20 protein-coding genes are annotated in these 22665 nt (G+C 62.5%); 7 read left to right on the top strand and 13 right to left on the bottom strand.

The annotated features are described in order from the left end of the window. Window positions 1-90: 90 nt before the first annotated feature. Entirely contained in the window at window positions 91-1026 is a 936-nt protein-coding gene (locus OU993_RS09530; RefSeq protein ID WP_268156524.1) for a LysR family transcriptional regulator, read from the bottom strand. 293 nt (window positions 1027-1319) lie between these two features. Between OU993_RS09530 and OU993_RS09525 the strand changes: the two genes are divergently transcribed. Next, a complete protein-coding gene (locus OU993_RS09525; RefSeq protein ID WP_268156522.1) occupies window positions 1320-2276 on the top strand; it encodes a sensor histidine kinase in 957 nt (318 codons plus the stop codon). A 10-nt stretch (window positions 2277-2286) separates the two neighbouring features. Here OU993_RS09525 and OU993_RS09520 read toward each other — a convergent pair whose 3' ends face one another. Further along, on the bottom strand, window positions 2287-3219 hold the full coding sequence (locus OU993_RS09520; protein WP_268156520.1) for an L-lactate dehydrogenase: 933 nt from the start codon (window positions 3217-3219) through the stop codon (window positions 2287-2289). Window positions 3220-3368: 149 nt separating this feature from the next. Here OU993_RS09520 and OU993_RS09515 point away from each other — a divergent pair, with 149 nt between their 5' ends. The 4 genes from OU993_RS09515 (at window position 3369) to OU993_RS09500 (ending at window position 8667) form a co-directional block, all read left to right on the top strand. Then, entirely contained in the window at window positions 3369-4259 is an 891-nt protein-coding gene (locus OU993_RS09515) for a LysR substrate-binding domain-containing protein (protein ID WP_268156518.1), read from the top strand. Between the two features lie 129 nt (window positions 4260-4388). Then, the gene (locus OU993_RS09510) at window positions 4389-5813 is read left to right on the top strand and encodes an aldehyde dehydrogenase family protein (protein ID WP_268156517.1); all 1425 of its coding nucleotides are present in this window, start codon (window positions 4389-4391) and stop codon (window positions 5811-5813) included. A gap of 13 nt (window positions 5814-5826) precedes the next feature. Then, a complete protein-coding gene (locus tag OU993_RS09505; RefSeq protein ID WP_268156515.1) occupies window positions 5827-7044 on the top strand; it encodes a mandelate racemase/muconate lactonizing enzyme family protein in 1218 nt (405 codons plus the stop codon). A 6-nt stretch (window positions 7045-7050) separates the two neighbouring features. Further along, on the top strand, window positions 7051-8667 hold the full coding sequence (locus OU993_RS09500; RefSeq protein WP_268156513.1) for a GMC family oxidoreductase: 1617 nt from the start codon (window positions 7051-7053) through the stop codon (window positions 8665-8667). Between the two features lie 55 nt (window positions 8668-8722). Here OU993_RS09500 and OU993_RS09495 read toward each other — a convergent pair whose 3' ends face one another. The 8 genes from OU993_RS09495 to OU993_RS09460 form a co-directional block, all read right to left on the bottom strand. Continuing rightward, complete coding sequence (locus tag OU993_RS09495; protein ID WP_268156511.1) at window positions 8723-9130, bottom strand: F0F1 ATP synthase subunit epsilon; 408 nt, start codon at window positions 9128-9130, stop codon at window positions 8723-8725. A gap of 73 nt (window positions 9131-9203) precedes the next feature. After that, window positions 9204-10676: a F0F1 ATP synthase subunit beta gene (gene atpD, locus OU993_RS09490; protein WP_268156509.1), complete on the bottom strand. Its 1473-nt coding sequence runs from the start codon at window positions 10674-10676 to the stop codon at window positions 9204-9206. A 27-nt stretch (window positions 10677-10703) separates the two neighbouring features. Beyond that, complete coding sequence (locus tag OU993_RS09485; RefSeq protein ID WP_268156507.1) at window positions 10704-11582, bottom strand: F0F1 ATP synthase subunit gamma; 879 nt, start codon at window positions 11580-11582, stop codon at window positions 10704-10706. Window positions 11583-11609: 27 nt separating this feature from the next. Further along, window positions 11610-13139: a F0F1 ATP synthase subunit alpha gene (gene atpA / locus OU993_RS09480; RefSeq protein WP_268156505.1), complete on the bottom strand. Its 1530-nt coding sequence runs from the start codon at window positions 13137-13139 to the stop codon at window positions 11610-11612. Then, the gene (locus OU993_RS09475; RefSeq protein WP_268156503.1) at window positions 13139-13705 is read right to left on the bottom strand and encodes a F0F1 ATP synthase subunit delta; all 567 of its coding nucleotides are present in this window, start codon (window positions 13703-13705) and stop codon (window positions 13139-13141) included. Before OU993_RS09475 ends, atpA begins: the two co-directional genes overlap by 1 nt. A 257-nt stretch (window positions 13706-13962) precedes the next feature. Further along, window positions 13963-14346, bottom strand: a complete 384-nt coding sequence (locus tag OU993_RS09470; RefSeq protein ID WP_268156501.1) for an AGROH133_08824 family phage infection protein — start codon at window positions 14344-14346, stop codon at window positions 13963-13965. Window positions 14347-14404: 58 nt separating this feature from the next. Then, window positions 14405-16624, bottom strand: a complete 2220-nt coding sequence (locus OU993_RS09465; protein ID WP_268156499.1) for a primosomal protein N' — start codon at window positions 16622-16624, stop codon at window positions 14405-14407. A 43-nt stretch (window positions 16625-16667) separates the two neighbouring features. Beyond that, window positions 16668-17591 (bottom strand): GNAT family N-acetyltransferase, encoded by a 924-nt coding sequence (locus OU993_RS09460; RefSeq protein ID WP_268156498.1) that lies wholly within the window; start codon window positions 17589-17591, stop codon window positions 16668-16670. A gap of 196 nt (window positions 17592-17787) precedes the next feature. Here OU993_RS09460 and OU993_RS09455 point away from each other — a divergent pair, with 196 nt between their 5' ends. Beyond that, on the top strand, window positions 17788-18687 hold the full coding sequence (locus OU993_RS09455) for a tyrosine recombinase XerC (RefSeq protein WP_442792944.1): 900 nt from the start codon (window positions 17788-17790) through the stop codon (window positions 18685-18687). Between the two features lie 86 nt (window positions 18688-18773). Continuing rightward, window positions 18774-19847, top strand: coding sequence for a TraB/GumN family protein (locus OU993_RS09450; RefSeq protein ID WP_442792942.1), 1074 nt, complete (start codon window positions 18774-18776; stop codon window positions 19845-19847). On the opposite strand, the gene OU993_RS09445 is transcribed toward OU993_RS09450, so the two are convergent. The 3 genes from OU993_RS09445 to OU993_RS09435 form a co-directional block, all read right to left on the bottom strand. Beyond that, complete coding sequence (locus OU993_RS09445) at window positions 19831-20337, bottom strand: cytochrome b (RefSeq protein ID WP_268156492.1); 507 nt, start codon at window positions 20335-20337, stop codon at window positions 19831-19833. The genes OU993_RS09450 and OU993_RS09445 overlap by 17 nt on opposite strands. Window positions 20338-20467: 130 nt before the next feature. Next, window positions 20468-21874 (bottom strand): dihydrolipoyl dehydrogenase, encoded by a 1407-nt coding sequence (gene lpdA / locus OU993_RS09440; RefSeq protein WP_268156490.1) that lies wholly within the window; start codon window positions 21872-21874, stop codon window positions 20468-20470. 25 nt (window positions 21875-21899) lie between these two features. Continuing rightward, entirely contained in the window at window positions 21900-22652 is a 753-nt protein-coding gene (locus OU993_RS09435; RefSeq protein WP_268156488.1) for an SDR family oxidoreductase, read from the bottom strand. Window positions 22653-22665 lie beyond the last annotated feature (13 nt).

Genomic DNA, 22665 nt, shown 5'->3' with positions numbered 1-22665 from the left:
GACTTGCCCGGCCTCAGATCAGTTGATCAAAGCGCCAGCAGCAACACCGGCTAGACTTGGCTTTTGCGAAGGATGGCCAGGATGCATGCATCAGGTCAATAACGCCATTTCGTTGTGCGATAGAAAATTTCTATCAAACGCGGATGCTGCAGCGCGAGATCTTGCCTCGTGCAGCAAAGCAGAGACGAGAGGCGTGTGCGGCTCGCGATGAGTGGCCACGAGGCCAACCAGGTGCTCCGCATCCGGCTCAGAGATCGGGATCATCCGGATCTGTTCCGGAAAACCAAAGGATTCCGCGACGTTACGCGGCATGATCGAAGCCCATTGGCCCGTGCGGATATGCGAGAACAGCACGATCATCGAATTGGATTCCAACGTTGGTTTGACCCAGACGCCGGCTTCCGTCATGTGTTTGTTGATGATCCGGCGGTTCTGCATGTCCGGCGTCAATAGGCAAAGCCGAAGACCGGAAACCTCCTTCCAGGTCACCGTTTCCCGGTCCGCGAGCGGCGTGCCGGCCGCCGCAATCAGATGATAGCGTTCGGAATAGAGCGGCACCGTCGTGACACGGCCGAGCGGTTCGTTGTCGAGATAGGTGATGCCGGCATCAATTTCGAGGTTTTCGAGCTGGCTCAGAACCTGCAGCGAGGTGCGCGAGGTGACCGAAAAGGTGACGGCCGGGTGCCGTGCCTGGAACGGTTCGGTCAGTTTCGGCACCATGGCAAGCGCCGTCGGAATGACGGCGATGCGGATGTGACCGGCAAGCCCCTTGCGGGCAGCACGCATCTCCTCGCGCATGGTGCGGGTATCGCCGACGATGCGGCGCGCCCATTCCAGCACGCGCTGGCCCTCCGGCGTCAGGCCCTGATAACGGGAGCCGCGCACCACAAGCACGACGCCCAGCTGGTCCTCGAGCTGGCGGATAGCGGCCGAGAGTGTGGGTTGTGAGATGCCGCATTCCTCCGCGGCGCGTCCGAAATGCCCGGCACCGGCGAGCGCAATGAAGAATTCCAGCTTGTCGATCATCGGTCTTCTCCGTTCGTCCACGCAGTCCCAGGCTTGTCAGCCCACGGGGTGTCAATCGGTGCACAGCATACCGATTTGCACCGCTGCGGCGCTGATGGCAATTGCCGCCACCCGTTTAGACCCTAAGTGCCACAAGCATGACGACATCATCATCTTCCAACCGACACTGATTGAGAGGTTCCGTGACGACAACAGACAAACTCTCATTCCTCCAGGGTGGCGGTCGCTCAGCGGAGCTAGTTCGGGAGCTGGACTGGACACAAACGCCGCTCGGTGGACCTGATGACTGGCCCGTGGCGCTCAAGACTGCCGTTGGAATGATCCTCAGCTCCGCCTTTCCTGCCCTGATTGCCTGGGGCCCGGAGCTGACCATCATCTATAATGACCCCTTCCGTCCTATCCTCGGCAACAAGCCGGAAGCCATGGGACGTCCGCTTACCGAGAGCTGGACGGAAATCTGGGACGACATCAAGCCAATTGCCGATGCAGCCCTTGAGGGCAAGGCGACCTTTCTCGAGGACTTTGCTCTGACGGTCGATCGCAACGGTTTTGCCGAAGAAGCCTATTTCACCTTCTGCTACAGCCCCTTGCGGGATGACGAGGGGCGCATTGCCGGTTTTCTCGACACCGTGGTGGAAACAACGGAGCGTGTCCAGTCAGAGCGTCAGGTCCGGCTGATGAATTCCGAGCTTCACCACCGGATGAAGAACCTGTTTGCGACCGTCACCTCGATCGTCAGCCAGACACTGAGGGTCGAACGGCCGATCGCCGAGGTGCGCCCGCTGCTGCTGCAGCGGCTCGGCGCCATTGCCAATGCGCAATCCCTGCTGCTTGATCAGCAGCACGGCGACCTGGCGCTCCTCAAGGTGCTGGAGGCTGCGCTCTCGCCGCACGCCACCGGCCAAAACAGGATCGGCATTGCCGGGCCGCGGGATATCGAGCTCAACGAGAAACAGTCGCTGTCATTGTCGCTGGCGATCAATGAACTGGTGACCAATGCCATCAAATATGGCGCGCTCTCCGTGGAGGGCGGTCGTGTCGAGGTGGAATGGCAGGGGAAAAACGGCGGCCCTTTTGCATTCCATTGGCGCGAATCCGGCGGCCCAGCGGTTCGCGCGCCGGCAAGGCGCGGCTTCGGCACCACGCTGATGGAGCGGATCGCCCCGCATGATTTCGGCGGCGAGGGACAGCTCAGTTATCATCCCGACGGCGTGCACTACAGGCTGGAGACCGAGCGGCTCCTGTCGTAGCCCGGCCAGGTCACAGGCGGATGGAGGAAGCCTTTTCCTTCAAAAGGGTGGCGCTCCTCAGCAGCGCCGCATGTTCCTGGTCGTCCAGATCCGGAAAAAGATCCATCAGGACGCCGGCCGCCCCCACCACCCGCGGGATCGACAAGGCGACATCACGCACGCCTTCCACCTCGCGGGTCACGATGGAGACGGAGAAGATCGCCCGCTGATCGAGCGAGATGGCCTTGACGAGCCGCGACAAGCCGGCACCGATGCCATAATAGGTCGAACCCTTGCCTTCGATGATGCGATAGGCGGCGTTGCGCACATCGTCGTCGATCTGGGCCCGCACCTCCTCGGTCAATGGCCGACCCATCTGCGCCGCAAAAGAGGCGACCGGCACCGAACCTGCCAGCGCGTTCGACCAGCTGAGCACTTCGCTGTCACCATGTTCGCCCAGCACATAGGCATGCACCGATTGCGGCGAGATGCCGAGATGGCGCCCCAGCAGGCTGCGAAAGCGGGCCGTATCGAGGATGGTGCCGGAGCCGATCACCCGTTGCGGCGGAAGGCCGGAAAGCCGCGTGGTGATATCCGTCATCACATCGACCGGATTGGAGGCAATCAGCAGGATGCAATCCGGTGCGACGGCGAGCACTTCACCGACCACCTGGCGAAACACCTCGGCATTGCGCTCCAGAAGCGCCAGCCGGGTTTCGCCCGGTTTCTGGCTGACACCGCAGGCCAGGATGACGATGCCGGCACCGGCCAGCGCCTCGTAACCGCCGGCGGTAACCTTGGTGGCGGAATGGAAGGGCGTGGCATGCGCAATGTCTTCCGCCTGCGCAATCGCGAGCTTTTCATTGAGATCGACCAGGACAACTTCGCTGGCCGTGCCGGTCAGGGCGAGCGCATAACCTGCGGAACTGCCGACCATGCCGGCTCCGACGATTCCAACCTTCATCCGTTTTCTCCCGTGGCTGAGGACGGCCAAGAGTTGCACAGGCTGCTGCCATCGTCATGACATGGCGCAAGGCTTTCGGAAAGACAGCAGAAAGCGGGTGACGGTTTCCATCTCCCTCTGTTTAAATGCGGGGAGACCGGGGGAAGATCATGCGACGGCTGCCAGCGCTGACGGCAATGAAGGTGTTCGAGGTGGTGGGCCAGACGCGCAGTTTTACCCGCGCCGCCGAACGCCTGAATCTGACCCAGAGCGCGGTGAGCCGCCAGGTGCGCAATCTGGAGGATCAGCTGGGCGAAAAGCTGGTGATCCGCCATCACCACCATCTGGAACTGACGCCTTCGGGCGCCGAGCTTTATCAGAGCCTGCAGAATGCCTTTCATTCCGTCGAACTGACGGTGCGCAACATCGTCGAAAAAAGCAACCGCCACCGGTTGCGCATCAATGTTCCGCCGACTTTTGCCAAGCGCTGGCTTTTGCCGCGGCTGGGCAACCTGCGCGCCGCATTGCCCGATCTCGACATCAGCATCACCACCGATGCGACCGACAGCCTGACGGATCGCAGCCTGCTTGATTGCGCCATCCGCTTCGGTGATGGCGAATGGCCGCTGCTCTCCTGCACCCGGCTGATGACGGAGCGCCACATCGCCGTCTGCGCGCCGCACCTGCTGGAGGACGACCATCCGATCGACCTCTCCCGTTTCACCTTCCTGCATGTGCTGGCCACCGCCGACCAGCGGTACCTCACCTGGCAGCGCTGGCTGGATGCAGCGGGCCTTGGCCAGACCGATACCCGCGGCGGCATGGAATTCGATCTTCTCGATCTGGTGATCGAGGCCGCCTGCAATGGCCTCGGTGTCGCCGTTGCCGACCGGGCCATGGTGGTGCCGCTGATGGCGAACGGTCAGCTGGCGCAGGTGCTGGATGTGGAGGTGGAAGGCCACGAGGCCTATTGGCTGGTGACCCGTGCAGACGCGCCGGAGCCGCTGAAGGTGAAAGCCTTCCGCACATGGCTGTTGGCCGAACTGGCTGCCGCTGCCTGAAGCGCCTCCGAACCGGGTCGCGTCAAACCAAACATTCCCTTTTGGAATGGTCTGACCGCAAAAACCTCGCTTGCGAAAGCCCCCTCGCCTGACATCTGCTGATGGGTGCAGCAAGGGAGGTCGAGATCCATGCGCCACTGCCAGAACTTTATCGCAGGCCACTTTGTCGAGGCCAGGACCGATGCCGTGAGCGCGGTTGTCAATCCGGCGACCGGCGAGCCCTTCGCCACGGTACCGCTGGCGACAGATGCGGATGTCATACAGGCCGCCAGCCGCGCCTTTGCCGCCCAACGGGCCTGGGGCCGCCTGCCCTCGATCGAACGGGGCAATGCGCTGAGACGATTGGCGGATCTTCTCGAACGGCAGGCGGCAAAGATCGGCGCGGCGCTCTCGGAAGAAAGCGGCAAGAGTCTCGCGGATGCGACGGCGGAGGTGGTTTATGGCGTCGAGCTGATGCGCTACCATGCCGAATGGGCGCGGCGCATCGAGGGCGAACTGATCGACAGCGATACGCCGAACGAGACGCTGATGTTGCAGCGTGTGCCGATCGGTGTGGTGGCCTGTCTGATCCCCTTCAACTTTCCGATCTATACACTGGTGCGCAAGATTGCGCCTGCGCTGATTGCCGGCAATGCCGTTGTCGTGCGGCCGAGCAACACGACGCCGACCTCGGCCTTCGCCTTTGCCGAAGCGGTGGTTGAGGCCGGCCTGCCGGAGGGTCTGATCAGCATCCTCACCATGACGCACGAGGTGGCTGCCACGCTCTGTAGACGCCCGGAAATCGGCATGATCACGCTGACCGGCAGCGTGACCGCGGGCCAGGCCGTGCTGGATTTTTGCAAGGAAAACATCGCCAAACCCTCGCTGGAACTGGGCGGCAAGACGCCGGTCATCGTCGAGCCGGATGCCGATCTCGATGCGGTGGCAAAGAGCCTTCTGGCCGCCAAGACCGCCCATTGCGGCCAGGTCTGCACCTCCGTCGAGCGGCTTTACGTACATGCCTCCGTGCATGATGCGCTGCTGGAACGGTTGAAGGCCGGGTTTGCCGCCCGCGGTTTCGGCGACCGGGCGACGGATGCGAGCCTGATGGGGCCGCTGGCCTCCGAGACCGCACGCCGGCGCGTGCATGCCATGGTGGAACAGGCGGTCGCGGACGGGGCAGTGCTGGAAGCGGGCGGCACATTGCCGGACGGGCCGGGTTTCTTCTACCCGCCGACGCTGCTCTCGCACTGCCGGCAGGACATGCAGATCATCCGCGAGGAGATTTTCGGGCCGGTGCTCCCCGTGATCTCCTATGCCGATTTCGACGAGGCGCTGCGGCTTGCCAATGACAGCCCCTTCGGCCTCGCCTCCGTGCTCTGGTCCAATGACTATGCAAAGGTGATGCGCGCGGCAAACAGCATCGAGGCCGGCGAACTCTACATCAACCGATTCCCGGCCGATCCCTATCAGGGTTACCACGCCGGCTGGAAACGCTCCGGCCTCGGCGGCGACGATGGCAAATATGGCATGCTGGAATTCACCCAGACCCGTCTCGTGATCCTGAAACATTGAGGAGGAGAGACCGATGAAGCTGACCTCGCTTGTCACCCATGTGGTCGCCGTGCCGCCCCCGCATATCGGCGGCATGTACTGGATCTTCGTGGAGCTGGAGACCGCCTGCGGCATTCGCGGGCTGGGTGAAATCTATTCGACCGCCTTTGATCCGAACGCGCTGGTGCCGCTGATCGAGGATGTCTTCCAGCGATATCTTGAGGGCCATGACCCGCACCGCATCGAGCGCTTCTGGCGCGCCGCCTATTCGAGCGGTTTCACCCAGCGCCCGGACCCGACGATGATGGGCATCGTCTCGGGGCTTGAAATCGCCTGCTGGGACATCATCGGCAAGGCGGCGGGGCGCCCGGTTGCGGATCTTCTCGGCGGCACGGTGCATGAAAGGCTGCGTGCCTACACCTATCTCTACCCGAAGACTGCGAGCGGCGAGTACGACTACAACGATCCGGATCTCGCCGCCGAAGAAGCGGTGCGCATGGTGGAGATGGGCTTTACCGCCGTGAAGTTCGATCCCGCCGGCCCTTATACGCAGTATAGCGGCCACCATCTGTCGCTCGGCGTGATGGAGCGCTGCGAGACCTTCTGCCGCAAGATCCGTGACGCGATCGGCGCACGGGCCGACATCCTCTTCGGCACGCACGGGCAGATGGTGCCGGCCTCCGCCATCCGGCTGGCAAAGCGGCTGGAACAATACGATCCGCTGTGGTTCGAGGAGCCGGTACCGCCCGGCCAGGAGGCAGCGATGGCGACGGTCGCCCGCGCCACCTCCATCCCGGTTTCCACGGGCGAACGGCTGACGACGAAATACGAATTCCAGCGCGTGCTGCAGGAAGGAGCCGCCTCGATCCTGCAGATGAATGTCGCCCGTGTCGGCGGTCTTCTGGAGGCCAAGAAGATCGCCGGCATGGCGGAGAGTTTTTACGCCGAGATCGCGCCGCATCTCTACAATGGGCCGGTGGGGGCCGCCGCCAGCATCCAGCTCGCCGCCGCCACGCCGAATTTTCTCATCCATGAGGCGATCATGGATTTCTCCGGTTTCCACGCCGAGGTGCTGAAGACCAAGCTTGTGGTGGAGGACGGTTATCTGATCCCGTCCCGCGAACCGGGCATCGGGGTGGAGCTGAACCACGCCGTGGTGGCCGCCCATACGCCCTATACGGGTGAGCGGCTGCATCTGCAGATGGCAGCGGACCATGCCGATGTGAAGCAGTTTGCCCCGGCCAAGGGGTGACACACGATGGAGGTCGATTTCATCGTGGTGGGTGCCGGTTCCGCCGGCTGCATTCTCGCCAGCCGCCTGTCGGAAAGCGGGCGGTATTCAGTTCTGCTGATCGAGGCCGGCGGCAAGGATCGTTCGCTCTGGCTGAAAATCCCGGTCGGTTATGCAAAGAGTTATCATAACCCCGCGGTCAACTGGATGCATTGGAGCGCGCCGGAGCCGAAGCTGAACAACCGGCGCCTTTACGTGCCACGCGGCAAGGTGATCGGTGGGTCCGGCGCCATCAATGCCATGATCTATGTGCGCGGTGATCGCGCCGATTTCGACGACTGGCAGGCAGCGGGAAATCCCGGCTGGGGTTTTGACGACGTCCTGCCTTTTTTCCGCAAGCTCGAAACCCATCAGCGCGGCGAAAGCGAATGGCACGGTGGCCAAGGCCCGATCCACATCACGCCGATGCGCGACGGCATCCATCCGATCAGCCGGGCCTTTCTGCGCGCCGGGGCCGAACTGGGTTTTGCCCAGAATCTCGATTTCAACGGCGAGACGCTGGAAGGCGTCGGCGTCTACGACATCAATACCCGTAACGGGTTCCGCTCCCATTCCGGGGTCGAATATCTGAAGCCGGCGCTGCGGCGTGCCAACCTTGTTCTGGAAACAGACGCGCTGGCTGAGCGACTGCTTTTTGACGAGACGGGTCGCGTCACCGGCGTGGAGGTTTCACAGCATTGCCGGTTGCGGCAGTTCCACGCGCGCCGCGAGGTCATCCTGTCGGCCGGTGCCGTTCAGTCCCCGCTTCTCCTGCAACGATCGGGGCTGGGAGCTGGAGACCATCTGCAACAACTAGGGATACCGGTCAGACGCCACCTGCCGGCCATCGGGCAAAACCTGCAGGATCATCTGTGCGCGAGCTTCTATTACCGTTCAAAAAAGCCAACGCTGAACGGGCTCTTCGGTTCGCTCGCGGGCAAGGCCTGGCTCGGCGCCCAATATATGCTCACCCGTAAGGGGCCTTTTGCCATGAGCGTCAACCAGGCCGGCGGCTTCCTGAGGGGAAATCCGGCGGCGGACCGCGCCAATCTCCAGATCTATTTCAACCCCCTCTCCTATCGCATCCCCAATAATCCGAAAGCCGGCTTGTTGCCGGAGCCCTATCCCGGTTTCCTGATCGCCTTCAGCGCCTGCCGCCCGGAAAGCCGCGGCGAGATCCGGCTTGTTTCGCCCAACATGGCCGCCGAACCGCTGATCCGGCCGAACTATCTTTCGGCCGACAAGGATGTCGCTGAAGCCCTTGACGGCATGCGGCTGATCCGCCGGCTGGCAGGGACTGCCGCACTTTCGGATTGGGTGGATGCGGAAGTCTCGCCCTCACAGGCGATCAACGGCGACACGGCGCTTCTGGATTATTTCCGCGACAACAGCGGCTCGATCTACCACCTCTGCGGCACCTGCGCGATGGGGCCCGAAGTGGCACGCGCCGTGGTGGATGCGCGTCTGCGAGTTCATGCTGTGGCGGGACTGCGGATTGCCGACGCCTCGGTGTTTCCCAGCATCACCGCGGGCAACATCAACGCACCGACCATGATGGTGGCGGAAAAGGCCGCAGACCTCATTCTTCAGGATGCAGATGCCTGAACATGAAAAAGCCGGACACGAAGCCCGGCTTTTGCAAAAGATTGGTCGGCAGCAATCAGCCGGGCAGAACCGCATGATTGAGATGCGTCAGATCGGCCAGCATGTGCTCGAGCTTCGTGCGATGCTCATCGGTCGGCGCATCCGAGATATCCTGGCGCAGCGCATCGATACGCTGCTGCAGGAGGTCACGATTGGCTTCGTCCTGCGGCACGGCCGATTCGGCGAGCAGCGTGCAGCCGGTCGGCAGAATGTCTGCGAACCCGCCGAACACGACGTATTTCTTGGTGCCGCCGGATGCGAGCTTCACCGTCACCACACCGGGCTTGATGGTCGTCATCGTCGGCGCATGTTTCGCCATCACGGTCATTTCACCGAGCGTCGCCGGGATCACGACTTCCGTCACCTTTTCCGACAGGAGAAGGCGCTCGGGCGAAACCAGTTCAAAATCGAAAGAGTCGGCCATGACGGTCCACTTCTTTGGGCGTTATGCGGAAAGGAAAAGCGCCCGGCAGATCCGGGCGCCGTTCCGTCTAGGATCAGGCGCCAGCAGCGAGCTTCTTGGCCTTTTCGATCGCTTCTTCGATCGAACCAACCATGTAGAAGGCAGCTTCCGGCAGGTGGTCGTATTCGCCGTTCACGAGGCCCTTGAAGCCCTTGATCGTGTCTTCCAGCGAAACGAGCTTGCCCGGCGAACCGGTGAAGACTTCGGCAACGTGGAACGGCTGCGACAGGAAGCGCTCGATCTTACGGGCGCGGGCAACGGTCTGCTTGTCTTCTTCAGACAGTTCGTCCATGCCGAGGATGGCGATGATGTCCTGCAGGGCCTTGTAGCGCTGCAGCGTCGACTGAACCTTACGAGCCACTTCGTAGTGCTCTTCGCCGATAACCATCGGGTCGAGCATACGGGACGTGGAGTCGAGCGGGTCAACGGCCGGGTAGATACCCTTTTCGGCGATCGAACGGGACAGAACGGTCGTTGCGTCCAGGTGGGCGAACGAGGTTGCCGGTGCCGGGTCGGTCAAGTCGTCGGCCGGAACGTAAATCGCCTGAACCGAGGTGATCGAACCCTTGTTCGTGGTGGTGATGCGTTCCTGCAGGGCACCCATGTCGGTTGCGAGCGTCGGCTGGTAACCAACGGCCGACGGGATACGGCCGAGCAGAGCCGACACTTCGGAACCGGCCTGCGTGAAGCGGAAGATGTTGTCGACGAAGAACAGAACGTCCTGGCCCTTGTCACGGAAGTCTTCAGCGATCGTCAGACCCGTCAGAGCGACGCGAGCACGCGCACCCGGCGGTTCGTTCATCTGGCCGTAAACCAGCGCGCACTTGGAGCCGGCAGCAGAGCCGTTGTTTTCATGCGGGTCCACGTTGACCTTGGACTCGATCATTTCGTGGTAGAGGTCGTTGCCCTCGCGGGTACGCTCACCGACGCCGGCGAAAACGGAGTAACCGCCGTGCGCCTTTGCCACGTTGTTGATCAGTTCCATGATGAGAACGGTCTTGCCGACGCCGGCGCCGCCGAACAGGCCGATCTTGCCGCCCTTGGCGTAAGGAGCCAGCAGGTCGACGACCTTGATGCCGGTGACGAGGATCTCGGCTTCCGTCGACTGCTCGACATATTCCGGAGCCGCCTGGTGGATGCCGCGGCGGGCTTCCGTCGGGATCGGGCCGAGTTCGTCAACCGGCTCGCCGATGACGTTGATGATGCGGCCGAGCGTTTCGTCACCGACCGGAACGGAGATCGGAGCGCCGGTGTTGACGACCTTCTGGCCGCGGACGAGACCTTCGGTCGAGTCCATGGCGATCGTGCGGACCTGGTTTTCACCAAGGTGCTGCGCCACTTCCAGAACCAGACGGTTGCCGTTGTTGTCGGTTTCCAGCGCGTTCAGGATTGCCGGCAGTTCGCCGGAGAAGGCAACGTCGACGACGGCGCCGATAACCTGGGTGACGCGGCCGACGGATTCGGTCACGCTGCTCGAGGTGGTATTCAGGGTCGCTGCTCTAGCCATGTGTTCTTACCCTTCTTCTCTGGGCCTTCAGAGCGCTTCCGCGCCCGAAATGATTTCGATGAGTTCCTTCGTGATCTGCGCCTGACGCTGGCGGTTGTAGGACAGCGTCAGCTTGTTGATCATCTCGCCGGCGTTGCGCGTTGCACTGTCCATTGCGGACATCTGCGCGCCGTAGAAGGAAGCGTTGTTTTCAAGAAGCGCACGGAAGATCTGCACCGCGATGTTGCGCGGCAGAAGGTCTTCCAGAATTTCCTGTTCGCTGGGCTCGTACTCGTAAAGCGCAGCTGCCGAAGACGGCTGGCCTTCCTGTTCGAACTTGGCCGGAATGATCTGCTGGGCTGTCGCAACTTGCGAGATCACCGACTGGAAGCGCGCAAAGAACAGCGTCGCGACGTCGAACTCGCCGGCGTTGAACAGCGCCAGAACCTTCTGCGCCACCTCGTTGGCGTTCACGAAGCCAAGCTGCTTGACTTCGCGGAACGTCACGTAATCCACGATGTTCTCGCGGAAAGTGCGGCGCAGAATGTCGTTCCCCTTGCGGCCGACGGTCAGGATCTTGACGGTCTTGCCTTCCGCGAGAAGCTTCAGCGCGTGGTCACGGGCAAGGCGGATGATGGAGGAGTTGAAGCCCCCCGCCAGGCCGCGCTCGCCGGTCGCAACGATCAGAAGATGGGTCTGGTTCTGGCCGGTGCCCCTCAGGAGCAGCGGTGCCTCTGCATTTTCAGCATTGGCAGCGCTGAGGCTGGCGAGAACGCGGTTCATCCGTTCCGCATAAGGACGCGCCGCTTCGGCGGCCTCCTGCGCACGGCGCAGCTTCGCCGCGGCGACCATTTTCATCGCCTTGGTGATCTTCTGCGTCGCCTTGACGGAGGCGATCCGGTTTTTCAGATCCTTAAGTGAAGGCATCCGTTATCGGTCCTTGAGCTTTTCCGTTCAGGCGAAGGTCTTGGAGAATGCGTCCAGAGCCGACTTCAGCTTCGCACGGGTATCATCCGAGAGCTGCTTTTCGGTGCGGATCGCGTCGAGGATCGCCTTGCCTTCGGTACGCAGGTAGTTCAGCAGGCCCTGTTCGAACTTGCCGACCTGAGCGACCGGAAGCTTGTCGAGGTAGCCGTTGACGCCGGCGAAGATCACCGAAACCTGTTCTTCCGTCTTCAGCGGCGAGAACTGCGGCTGCTTCAGAAGTTCGGTCAGGCGGGCACCGCGGTTCAGGAGGCGCTGCGTGGAGGCGTCGAGGTCGGAACCGAACTGAGCAAAGGCCGCCATTTCGCGGTACTGAGCGAGTTCACCCTTGATCGAGCCGGCAACCTGCTTCATCGCCTTGATCTGCGCAGCAGAACCGACGCGCGAAACCGAGAGACCCACGTTCACGGCCGGGCGGATGCCCTGGTAGAACAGGTCGGTTTCGAGGAAGATCTGGCCGTCGGTGATCGAGATTACGTTGGTAGGAATGAAGGCCGACACGTCGTTACCCTGGGTTTCGATGACCGGCAGAGCCGTCAGCGAACCGGCGCCACGCTCGTCGGAGAGCTTTGCGGCGCGCTCGAGGAGACGCGAGTGCAGGTAGAAAACGTCGCCCGGATAAGCTTCGCGGCCCGGCGGGCGGCGCAGCAGGAGCGACATCTGACGATAGGCGACAGCCTGCTTGGACAGGTCATCATAGGCGATCAGGGCGTGCTGACCGTTGTCGCGGAAATATTCACCCATCGCGCAACCGGCGAACGGTGCGAGATACTGCATCGGAGCCGGATCGGAAGCCGTTGCGGCAACAACGATCGAGTACTGCAGCGCGCCACGCTCTTCCAGAACCTTCACGAACTGGGCAACGGTCGAACGCTTCTGGCCGATAGCGACATACACGCAGAACAGCTTGTCGTTGTCCGGGCCATTGTCGTGGATCGGCTTCTGGTTGAGGAAGCTGTCCAGGATGATGGCGGTCTTGCCGGTCTGACGGTCGCCGATGACGAGCTCGCGCTGGCCACGGCCAACCGGGATGAGGGCGTCGATGGCCTTGAGGCCGGTCGACATCGGCTCATGCACCGACTTGCGCGGGATGATGCCCGGAGCCTTCACGTCGACGCGCGAACGGCGGGTCGCGTTGATCGGGCCCTTGCCGTCGATCGGGTTGCCGAGCGCGTCGACAACGCGGCCGAGCAGTTCCGGACCAACCGGAACGTCCACGATGGCGCCAGTCCGCTTGACGGTGTCGCCTTCCTTGATGTCACGGTCGGAACCGAAGATAACCACGCCGACATTGTCGGATTCGAGGTTGAGGGCCATACCGCGGATGCCGCCCGGGAACTCGACCATTTCACCGGCCTGAACATTGTCCAGACCGTAGACGCGGGCGATACCGTCACCAACGGAGAGAACCTGGCCGACTTCGGAAACCTCAGCCTCCTGGCCGAAGTTCTTGATTTGATCTTTGAGAATTGCGGAAATTTCCGCGGCGCGGATATCCATCAGCCAACCTCTTTCAGTGCAAGCTTAAGGGTGGAAAGTTTGGTGCGGAGAGACGTATCGATCTGACGGGAGCCGACCTTGACGATCAGGCCACCGAGGATCGAAGGGTCGACAGACACGTCGATGGCGACGTCCTTGCCGGTTACGCCCTTCAGCGCCGACTTCAGTTCATCTTCCTGCGCCGGAGACAGCGCATGCGCCGAGGTGACCTCGGCGGTAACTTCGCCACGATGGCGGGCGAGGATCTCGCGGTAAGCGCGGATCATGCCCGGCAGCGCGAACAGGCGGCGATTGCCGGCAACAACCTTGAGGAAGTTTGCAACGACACCCTTGATGCCGGCCTTTTCGGCGAGAGCCGAAACCGCACGCGACTGTTCGTCCGCCGAAAACACCGGGCTTGCGATCAGTCGCTTCAGGTCGTCGCTCTCATCGATCATGGCCTGGAAGCCATCGAGATCGGCACGCACCTGATCAAGGACATTCGCTTCGAGCGCCAGCTCAAAAAGCGACAAAGCGTAACGTTCTGCTACGCCGGATGTCTGCTGGGATGTGTCTGCCACGGGCACAATTTCCCTGATTTTCACCCAAGCCGCCGACCAACTCCCCCGAGTCAGGCAAAGACTTGAATCTGCTTCTATTTCACAATTCGGGGAGAGGCAGGCCTCAACCTGTTTCCGAAATTCGCGGTTCGTCTAGCATAGGACGTAGGGACTCGCAACACGCGTAACCCCTGAAAGAGCCTTAACTGCAAAGGCTTTAAACGATTTTGTGTCATTCCTTAGACGAATCCCGCCCGCGCCGGGGCGGGCTGCCGTCTGCCGGATCAGAAGTAACCCAGCACGTAACCGAGCGGCAGCGCCGCAATTGCAACCTGCAGCAGCATCAGTCCCAGATTTCGGGCAGTCGCACCGCGATCGGCGACGACCGCAATCAGCCGACCGAGCGCCGAGAGACCCATGGCCGCGCCGACCGCCAGGTACAGCCAGTCCTGGGCGAGAAGAAGAGCCGTCAGACCGAGCCCCAGGTAGCTGCCGCCCGTGGAGCGCACGCCGGCATAACCATCGGCAGTCACCTCACCGACACTGAAGCCACCAAGCTTCAGGGCCTGGCCCGGCAACAGGAACAACAGAAGCCCGATCAGCGCAGTGGCGCCGGCGCCGAAAAAGGCCAGCTGTTCGGGAAGTTCGGTGGGAAAATAGAGATCCATGCCCGATCCTGTTCGAGAGATTGGCGTTTCGCCCGCCATAGCAGCCGCAAGGTGATTCTCAAAGGAAGCTTTGCGGATCGACATCCAGTTGGACATGCACCGTACCGCGCACCTTCGGCCCGGCGGCCAGCATGCTGCGCAGATAGGCTTGCATGTCGCTGTTGCGCCGTCCGTGCACAAGAAGGCGAAACCGGTGGCGCCCGCGCACCAGCGCCAGCGGCGCTTCGGCCGGGCCGAGCACGGAAATGCCGCTGACCTTCGGCGCCGCCGCCCGCAGGCCGCGGGCATGGGTTTCGGCATCCACGCGCGTATCGGCCGAGACGATGATCGAGGCGAGGCGCCCGAAGGGCGGCAGAAGTGCCTTTTCCCGTTCGCCGATCTCGCGCTCGTAGAAAGCGGACGCATCACCGGAGACGATCGCCTGCATCACCGGATGCTGCGGCTGGTAGGTTTGCAGCAGGCCATGGCTTTTCAGACCGGTTCGCCCGGCGCGGCCTGTCACCTGGCTCAAGAGTTGGAAGGTCCGTTCGGCGGCACGCGGATCGCCGTTTGCCAGACCGAGATCGGCATCGACAATGCCGACCAGCGTCATCAGCGGGAAGTTATGCCCCTTGGCAACGAGCTGCGTGCCGATGACGATGTCCGCCTCGCCCTTGGCAATCGCCTCAAGCTCCAGCCGCAGGCGTTTGACCCCGCCAAGCAGATCCGACGACATGACGATGGTGCGCGCCTCGGGAAAATGTTTCTCCACCTCCTCGGCAATCCGTTCCACGCCCGGTCCGCAGGCGACCAGATGGTCAAAGGTGCCGCATTCCGGGCAGGCTTCCGGCGTCTTTTCCGAATAACCGCACTGATGGCACTGGATCTGCTCCTTGAACCGGTGTTCGACCAGCCAGCTGGAGCATTGCGGGCACTGGAACCGGTGGCCGCAGACACGGCAGAGCGTGAGCGGCGCATAACCGCGCCGATTGAGGAAGAGCAGCGCCTGCTCCCCCTTCTCGATCGTCTTCTTGACCGCCCGCAGCATGACCGGGGACAGGAAACCGCCGCGCTCCGGCGGATGGCGGCGCATGTCGACAAGATGAAGATCGGGCATCGCCGCCTCGCCGAATCGCGTCGGCAGATGGACGAGATGATAACGCCCGCTCTGGCCATTCACCTGGCTCTCCACCGAAGGTGTCGCCGAGACGAGAACGATGGGGAAGGAGCCGATCCGGGCCCTGACCACCGCCATGTCGCGGGCATTGTAGAAGACCCGGTCCTCCTGTTTGTAGGCCGGGTCATGCTCTTCATCGACGACGATGAGGCCGAGTTCTTCGAAGGGCAGGAAAAGCGCGGAGCGCGCGCCGGCCACCACCCGCACCTCGCCCGTCACCACCCCGCGCCACACCTTCTCGCGCATGCGCGGCGCGAGATCGGAATGCCATTCGGCGGGTTTCGCCCCGAACCGGTCCTGGAAGCGCTCGAGGAAACTTGCCGTCAATGCGATTTCCGGCAACAGGATCAGCACCTGCTTACCCCGCCGCAGCGCTTCGGCAATCGCCTCGAAATAGACCTCCGTCTTGCCCGATCCGGTGACGCCGTCGATCAGCGAGGCGGAAAAACCGCCGGTCTGCATCGCTTCGATGATTTCGGAGGCCGCCTGCTTCTGTGGTCCTTCGATGCGGGGCGCGACATAATCCGGATCGGGCGCCGCCACCACCGGCGGAGGCGGCAGGAAGACCGATTCGAACAGGCCCTGTTTCACCAGCCCGTCAATGACGCTGAGCGAGACACCCGCCGCATGCGACAGCCCGCTGCGGGTGAAGGGGATCTCATCGCGCACCAGATCGAGCACGCGGGCACGCGCCGGTGTGATGCGATCCGGCTCGCCGCCACGGTAACGCAGTGCCTCGACCATCGGCTCCGGCTCCAGGGCCGCCGGCGCCCGCACCGCCATGCGCGCCACGAGACCGGGCGGCGAGAGCGTGTAGGAGGCGACCCAATCGACAAAATTGCGCATCTCGCGCGTCAAGGGCGGGCAATCGAAGACCTGGGTGATCGGCCGCAGCTTCTTCGGGTCGATACGGGGATCGTCCTCGCCGTCCCAGACGACGCCGATCACCTGGCGGGGACCGAGCGGCACCTGCACGACGGAGCCTGGCTCCACCGCCATCGTCTCCGGCACGGCATAACTATAGGCTTCCGGCACCGGCAGCGGCACCAGAACCGGCACGACGCGGTTCGTCGACGGCGGATCGAACAGGGCGCCAAACAGATCGGACGAATCTTTTCCCATGGAGCGGGACCATGCCCCGAGGCGGACCGAAAGGGAACCGGAATCAGGCCGCGGACTGCAGGTTATCAGCGAACTGGAACCGCGCATCCGGGTTTTCGGCAAGCTCGAACACGGTATGCCGTTCCAGCGCGCGGGTCACCAGAGCCGGATCTCCATCCAGCTCGTCCGGCGAAATCATCTGGCCGATCGAAAAGTCGAACAGGTCACCCTTCTTGTTCAACAGTTCATAAAAGACGGTCATGTCGCGCAGTTCGGTGGACCACTTGGCGAACCAGTAGAACAGGCCGGAATTGCGGGCCGTCATGTGCATCGGCAGGATCGGCAGATTGTATTTGCGCGCCAGGCTGACGGCAGAGGTCTTCCACGGCCGCTCGTTCAAGCAGCCATTGTCCCAATAGGCGATGCGGCCGGAGGGAAACAGCACCGTCACCTTGCCGGTCTCAACCGCGTGATTCGTCAGCCGCAGCGTTTCGCGCGCCTTCAGCTTCGTTTTGTGCTCCTCGCGCCATTCCACCGGAATGATCATTTCGGAAAAGCGCGGGTTCACCCGCACCGCATCCCGGTTGGCAAAGAACATCATGTCCGGCCGGCGATCCTTCAGGAGATCAAAGACCGCGACGCCATCGGCAATGCCCGTCGGGTGATTGCTGACAAGAATAAAGCCACCCGATGTCGGGATGCGCTCGGCATTGCGCACCCGGATCTCGAGTTTCAGCAGATCGCTGAGATAGGAGAAGGATTCGAAACCCGAAAGGCCTTCGATACTATCGGTAAAACGGATGGCGCTGCTGTAGCGCAGCAACGAATACAGGAAAGGCCGCATCAGGGGCCACAACGGATGTTTGACGATCCGTGTGCCGCGCTCGGCAATCAGCGTATCAACGATATGCCCCGGATTGCCCTGGGAAATGAGCGCTATGGACTGAGCCAGGTGTCCGATCGAAGACATCGATTCACGGCGTTGCATGGAAACTCCCGCCTGCACATCCCGTCGTTTTCGCAGCCGTCTGTGATCGAACTATGACAATCGATCGAATGATCACAATCCGCACTGCAGGCATATTAGCGAATTGGTAAGGCACGCATCCCAATGTGGAGCAGAGACAGGCAAAATCAACGGGCGCAGCGTGAACGAAATCCTCATCCCCGGCTCTCCCGAACTGATGGAAAAACGCCGCGAGTGGCTGCAAAGCCTTGAAAATGAACGGCGTCTGGCTAGCAATACGCTGGAAGCCTATGAACGGGACACACGCCAGTTCCTGCTTTTTCTCACAGCGCATCTCGGGGCTCCTGCAAAACTGTCGGACATCCATACGCTGCGCACGGCGGATCTGCGCGCCTTCCTGGCGCAGCGGCGACGTGATGGCGCAGGCGCCCGCTCGCTGGGCCGGCATCTGGCGGGCCTACGCTCCTTCCTGCGCTATCTGGAGCGCAAGGGGCTGATCAATGCGGCAGCCGCCGGTGCGATCCGTGCGCCAAAACAGCCGAAATCTCTGCCGAAGCCGTTGAGTGACATTCAGGCGCTGGACGTGGTGAGCATGGAGGCCCAACTGCATGAGGAACCGTGGATTGCTGCCCGCGATGCGGCGGTGCTCACTCTTCTTTACGGCTGCGGCCTGCGTATTTCCGAGGCGCTGGATCTGACGGCTGCGGATATTTCGCCCACGGCAACCTCGCTGCGCGTCACCGGCAAGGGCGGCAAGACCCGGCTCGTACCGCTGCTGGCGGTCGTTCCGAAGGCGGTGGAACATTACAAGGCGCTCTGCCCCTATCATCTGGCGCCGGAGGAACCGCTGTTCCGTGGTGCGCGCGGCGGCAAACTGAACCCCTCGATCATCCAGCGGGAAATGCAGAAGCTGCGCGGCGCGCTCGGCCTGCCGGACAGCGCGACCCCGCATGCGCTGCGCCACTCCTTTGCCACGCATCTTCTGGCCGGCGGCGGCGACCTGCGCACGATCCAGGAACTGCTTGGCCATGCCAGCCTCTCCACCACGCAGGTCTATACCGGTGTGGACCAGGCCAGACTTCTCGACGTCTACGACCGGGCCCATCCCCGCGCCTGAGATTGGCACAGAAGCAACCGCCGGCCCACAGATTAACCATGTTTGTTAAGCCATCATGGAGGCCCGACGGATAAAACGATACCATGATCACACGCGCCTTTTCCCGATCCGCTTCCCTGTTGCGCCGTCCCGGCGACCTTGCCCTGTGGGCGCTGGCCACCTTGCATCTTCTGCTGCTGTTCTCCTTCCTGCTGGTCATCGGCAGCCTGCAGCCGGCCCGCGCCGCAGACGAAGCCTGCCACGGCAAAAACCTGCTGACGGAGATGCAGGCAAACGATCCCGCAGGTTATGCGACGCTTCAGGCGGAGGCGGACCAGGTTGAGAACGGCAAGAGCATCTTCTGGAAGATCGAAAAGCCGGGCGTTGAGACCTCCTATCTGCTCGGCACGATGCATGTGACCGATCCCCGCGTGCTCGCCATGCCGAAGGGCGCGGCAGAGGCCAAGGCGGGTTCGAAGGTCGTGGTCGTCGAATCGGACGAGATCCTCGACGAGAAACAGGCCATGGGCCGGCTGCTCGCCCAGCCGCAGCTCACCATGATGACGAACGGCAAGTCGATCACCGATTACCTGTCGCCCGAGGATCAGAAGACACTGGAGGCCGGGCTGAAGGCACGCGGGATTCCGCTGTCGGCGGTCTCGCGCATGCAGCCCTGGATGCTCTCAAGCTTCATTGCGCTGCCGGCCTGCGAACTGGCGCGCAAGAGCGGCGGCGCCGACTTCCTCGACAAGAAGCTGGCGGAAGATGCCGTGCGCGAAGGCAAACCCGTCAAGGGCTTGGAGACGATGCAGGAACAGCTGGGCGCCATCGCCTCTATTCCCATCGATTTTCACATCAAGTCACTGATCGAAATGGTGCGTCTGGGCGACCGGATGGATGACGTGACGGCCACGATGACCGACCTCTATCTCAAGGGTGAGATCGGCATGATGATGCCGATGCTGAAACGCGTCGCGCCCGACAGTTCCGAAGGCGAAGGTTATGCCGAGTTCGAGGAACGGGTGGTGACGGACCGCAATCAACGGATGGCGGACCGTTCGCTGCCGGTCCTCGAACAAGGCGGCGCCTTTATCGCGGTGGGCGCCCTGCATCTCGTCGGAGACCAGGGCCTGGTGGCGCTGTTGCGCAAGGCCGGCTACACGCTCACGCCTGTTTCCTGACCCCGTGGGTCATGCGGGCCAGCACATCCGTCTTCCAGTAGAACTGGTGGACGAGTGCGCCGGCGACATGCAAAAGCAGCAAGATCCACATCAGCAGCTTCATCGGCCCGCCATGCACGAAGCCGGCGACCTCCACCCCGCCATAATAGGCGGCAATGCCGGATAGCGGCATCGCAAAGAACAGAAGATAAAGCAGGCCGTGCGTGACCTTGGCCACGATCTTCAGCGCCGGCGGCTCCGCGGCGGGCGCCTCCGGCACACCCTGCAGGAAGCGCAGACAGAGCCGCAGAATAGCGAGCGCCAGAATTGAAATCCCGACATAGGCGTGCAGATTGGCACCGAACACATCGTCCGCCGGGGGTGTGGCGCCCTCTTCAAGCGCATCGAAAACATGCTCCATGCTTTCGGCAAACAGCAGGTTGAAGAGAATGAACAGCGCCATCAGCCAATGGACGGCGCGCTGGGGAATGGAGAAGGAGAAGGGCTGCATGGGAAGATCCTCGGGAAACCGGTGACTGCTTGCCCGAAGATGAAACGGCCCCGCCTGACACGCAAGCGGGACCGTTCAACCTGTCCGATTTGTCATCCTGAACCTGACAAAGATCAGGATGCGCCGCTCCTTACATATGGATCGGCTTGAAGAAGGTGGCGAGGGCGGCTTCCTTCACGGCTTCCGACATGGTCGGGTGCGCATGGCAGGTACGGCCGAGATCTTCGGACGAACCGCCGAATTCCATCAGGACGGCGGCTTCGTGGATCATTTCGCCGGCGCCGAAGCCGATGATGTGAACGCCGAGCACGCGGTCGGTGTCCTTGTCGGCGAGAACCTTGACGAAACCGTCGGTCGCCTGCATGGCGCGGGCGCGGCCATTGGCGGTGAACGGGAACTTGCCGGCCTTGTAGGCGACGCCTGCGGCCTTCAGCTCTTCCTCGGTCTTGCCGACGGAGGCGACTTCCGGCTGGGTGTAGACGACGCCCGGAATGACATCATAGTTCACATGGCCGTGCTGGCCGGCGAGGATTTCGGCGAGCGCCACACCTTCGTCTTCCGCCTTGTGGGCGAGCATCGGGCCCTTCACCACGTCGCCGATGGCATAGATGCCCGGCACGTTGGTGGCATAATGACCGTCGATTTCGACACGGCCGCGATTGTCGAGCACGACACCTGCCTCTTCCAGGCCGAGACCGGCGGTGAAGGGCTTGCGGCCGGTGGCAATCAGCACGACATCGGCATCGATCGTCTGGGCGTCACCGCCCTTGACCGGCTCGAAGGTGACCTTGGCGCCGGTTTCCGTCTTCTCGACGCCGGTGACCTTGGCACCCAGATTAAATTCCATACCCTGCTTGGCCAGGATGCGCTGGAACTGCTTGGAAACGTCGCCGTCCATGCCGCCGAGAATGGTGTCGAGATATTCGACGACGGTGACCTTGGCGCCGAGGCGCATCCAGACCGAACCGAGTTCGAGGCCGATGACGCCGCCGCCGACCACGACCATGTGGCCCGGCACCTTGTCGAGCGCGATGCCGCCGGTGGAGGAGACGATGACCTTTTCATCGATCTCGACCGGAACGCCCGGAATGCCGGCAACGTCCGAACCGGTGGCGATCACGATGTTCTTCGTTTCGATCTCCTGGACGGCGCCGTCTTCCGCGGTGACGGAAACCTTGCCGGCGGAAACGATCTTGCCGGTGCCGATGAAGCTTTCGATCTTGTTCTTCTTGAACAGGAAGGCCACGCCATCGACGTTGGCCTTCACGGTCGCATCCTTGTGGCCCATCATCTTGTCGAGGTTGAGCGTGGTGCCGGAGACTTCGACACCGAGTTCTTCCATGCCGTGCTTGGCATGCGCGAAGACTTCGGAGGCGTGCAGCAGCGCCTTGGACGGAATGCAGCCGACATTCAGGCAGGTGCCGCCGAAGGTGGCGCGCTTTTCGACCACGGCCACCTTCATGCCGAGCTGAGCCGCCTTGATGGCGCAGACATAACCGCCGGGGCCGGTTCCGATTACAACAAGATCATAAGCCATGGATAAGTCCTTCGTTCTGGGCGGTCTATCTGCCGCCGCTGACATTCATGATGGCACCCGTCACGTAGGATGCCTGTGGCGACAGGAGGAACAGCACCGCCTCCGCCACTTCATCCGCCGAGCCGGCGCGTTGCATGGGCACCGAAGGTGCCAGATCTTTTGCCCGATCCGGCAAACCGCCGGAGGCATGGATATCGGTATCGATGATGCCGGGCCGGATCGCATTGACGCGAATGCCTTCCGTCGCGACTTCGCGCGACAGCCCGATCGTGAAGGTATCGACCGCACCCTTGGCGGCCGCATAATCCACATATTGTCCGCCGCTGCCGAGCACGGCGGCCATGGACGAGATATTGACGATCGCGCCGCCCTTGCCGCCGTGGCGGGTGGACATACGTTTAACAGCTTCCGAGGCACAGCGGATCTTGCCGATCACATTGATGGCGAACATCCGATCGAGGCGTTCGCGCGACATCTCGTCGACACGGGCTGTCTGGTCGACGACGCCGGCATTGTTGACGAGACCGTCCAGCCGGCCGAACTCCCGGTCGACAGCATCGAAGATCGCGGCGATGCCCTCTTCCGTGCCGGTATCGCCCTTCACGATACGGGCGGAGCCGCCCTTTGCCGCGATGGCATCGGCGACCGAACGGGCAGCCGACTCGTTCTGCGCGTAGTTGATCAGCACGGACCAGCCCTGTTCGGCGGCCTTCAATGCGCATGCGGCGCCGATGCCGCGGCTTGCGCCGGTGACAAGTAGGACGGGGTGTTCGCTCATCGGATGATTCCTT

The sequence above is a fragment of the Rhizobium sp. SL86 genome (assembly GCF_026672545.1).
Classification (GTDB): domain Bacteria; phylum Pseudomonadota; class Alphaproteobacteria; order Rhizobiales; family Rhizobiaceae; genus Neorhizobium.
This window is presented reverse-complemented; position numbering and strand designations above follow the sequence as displayed.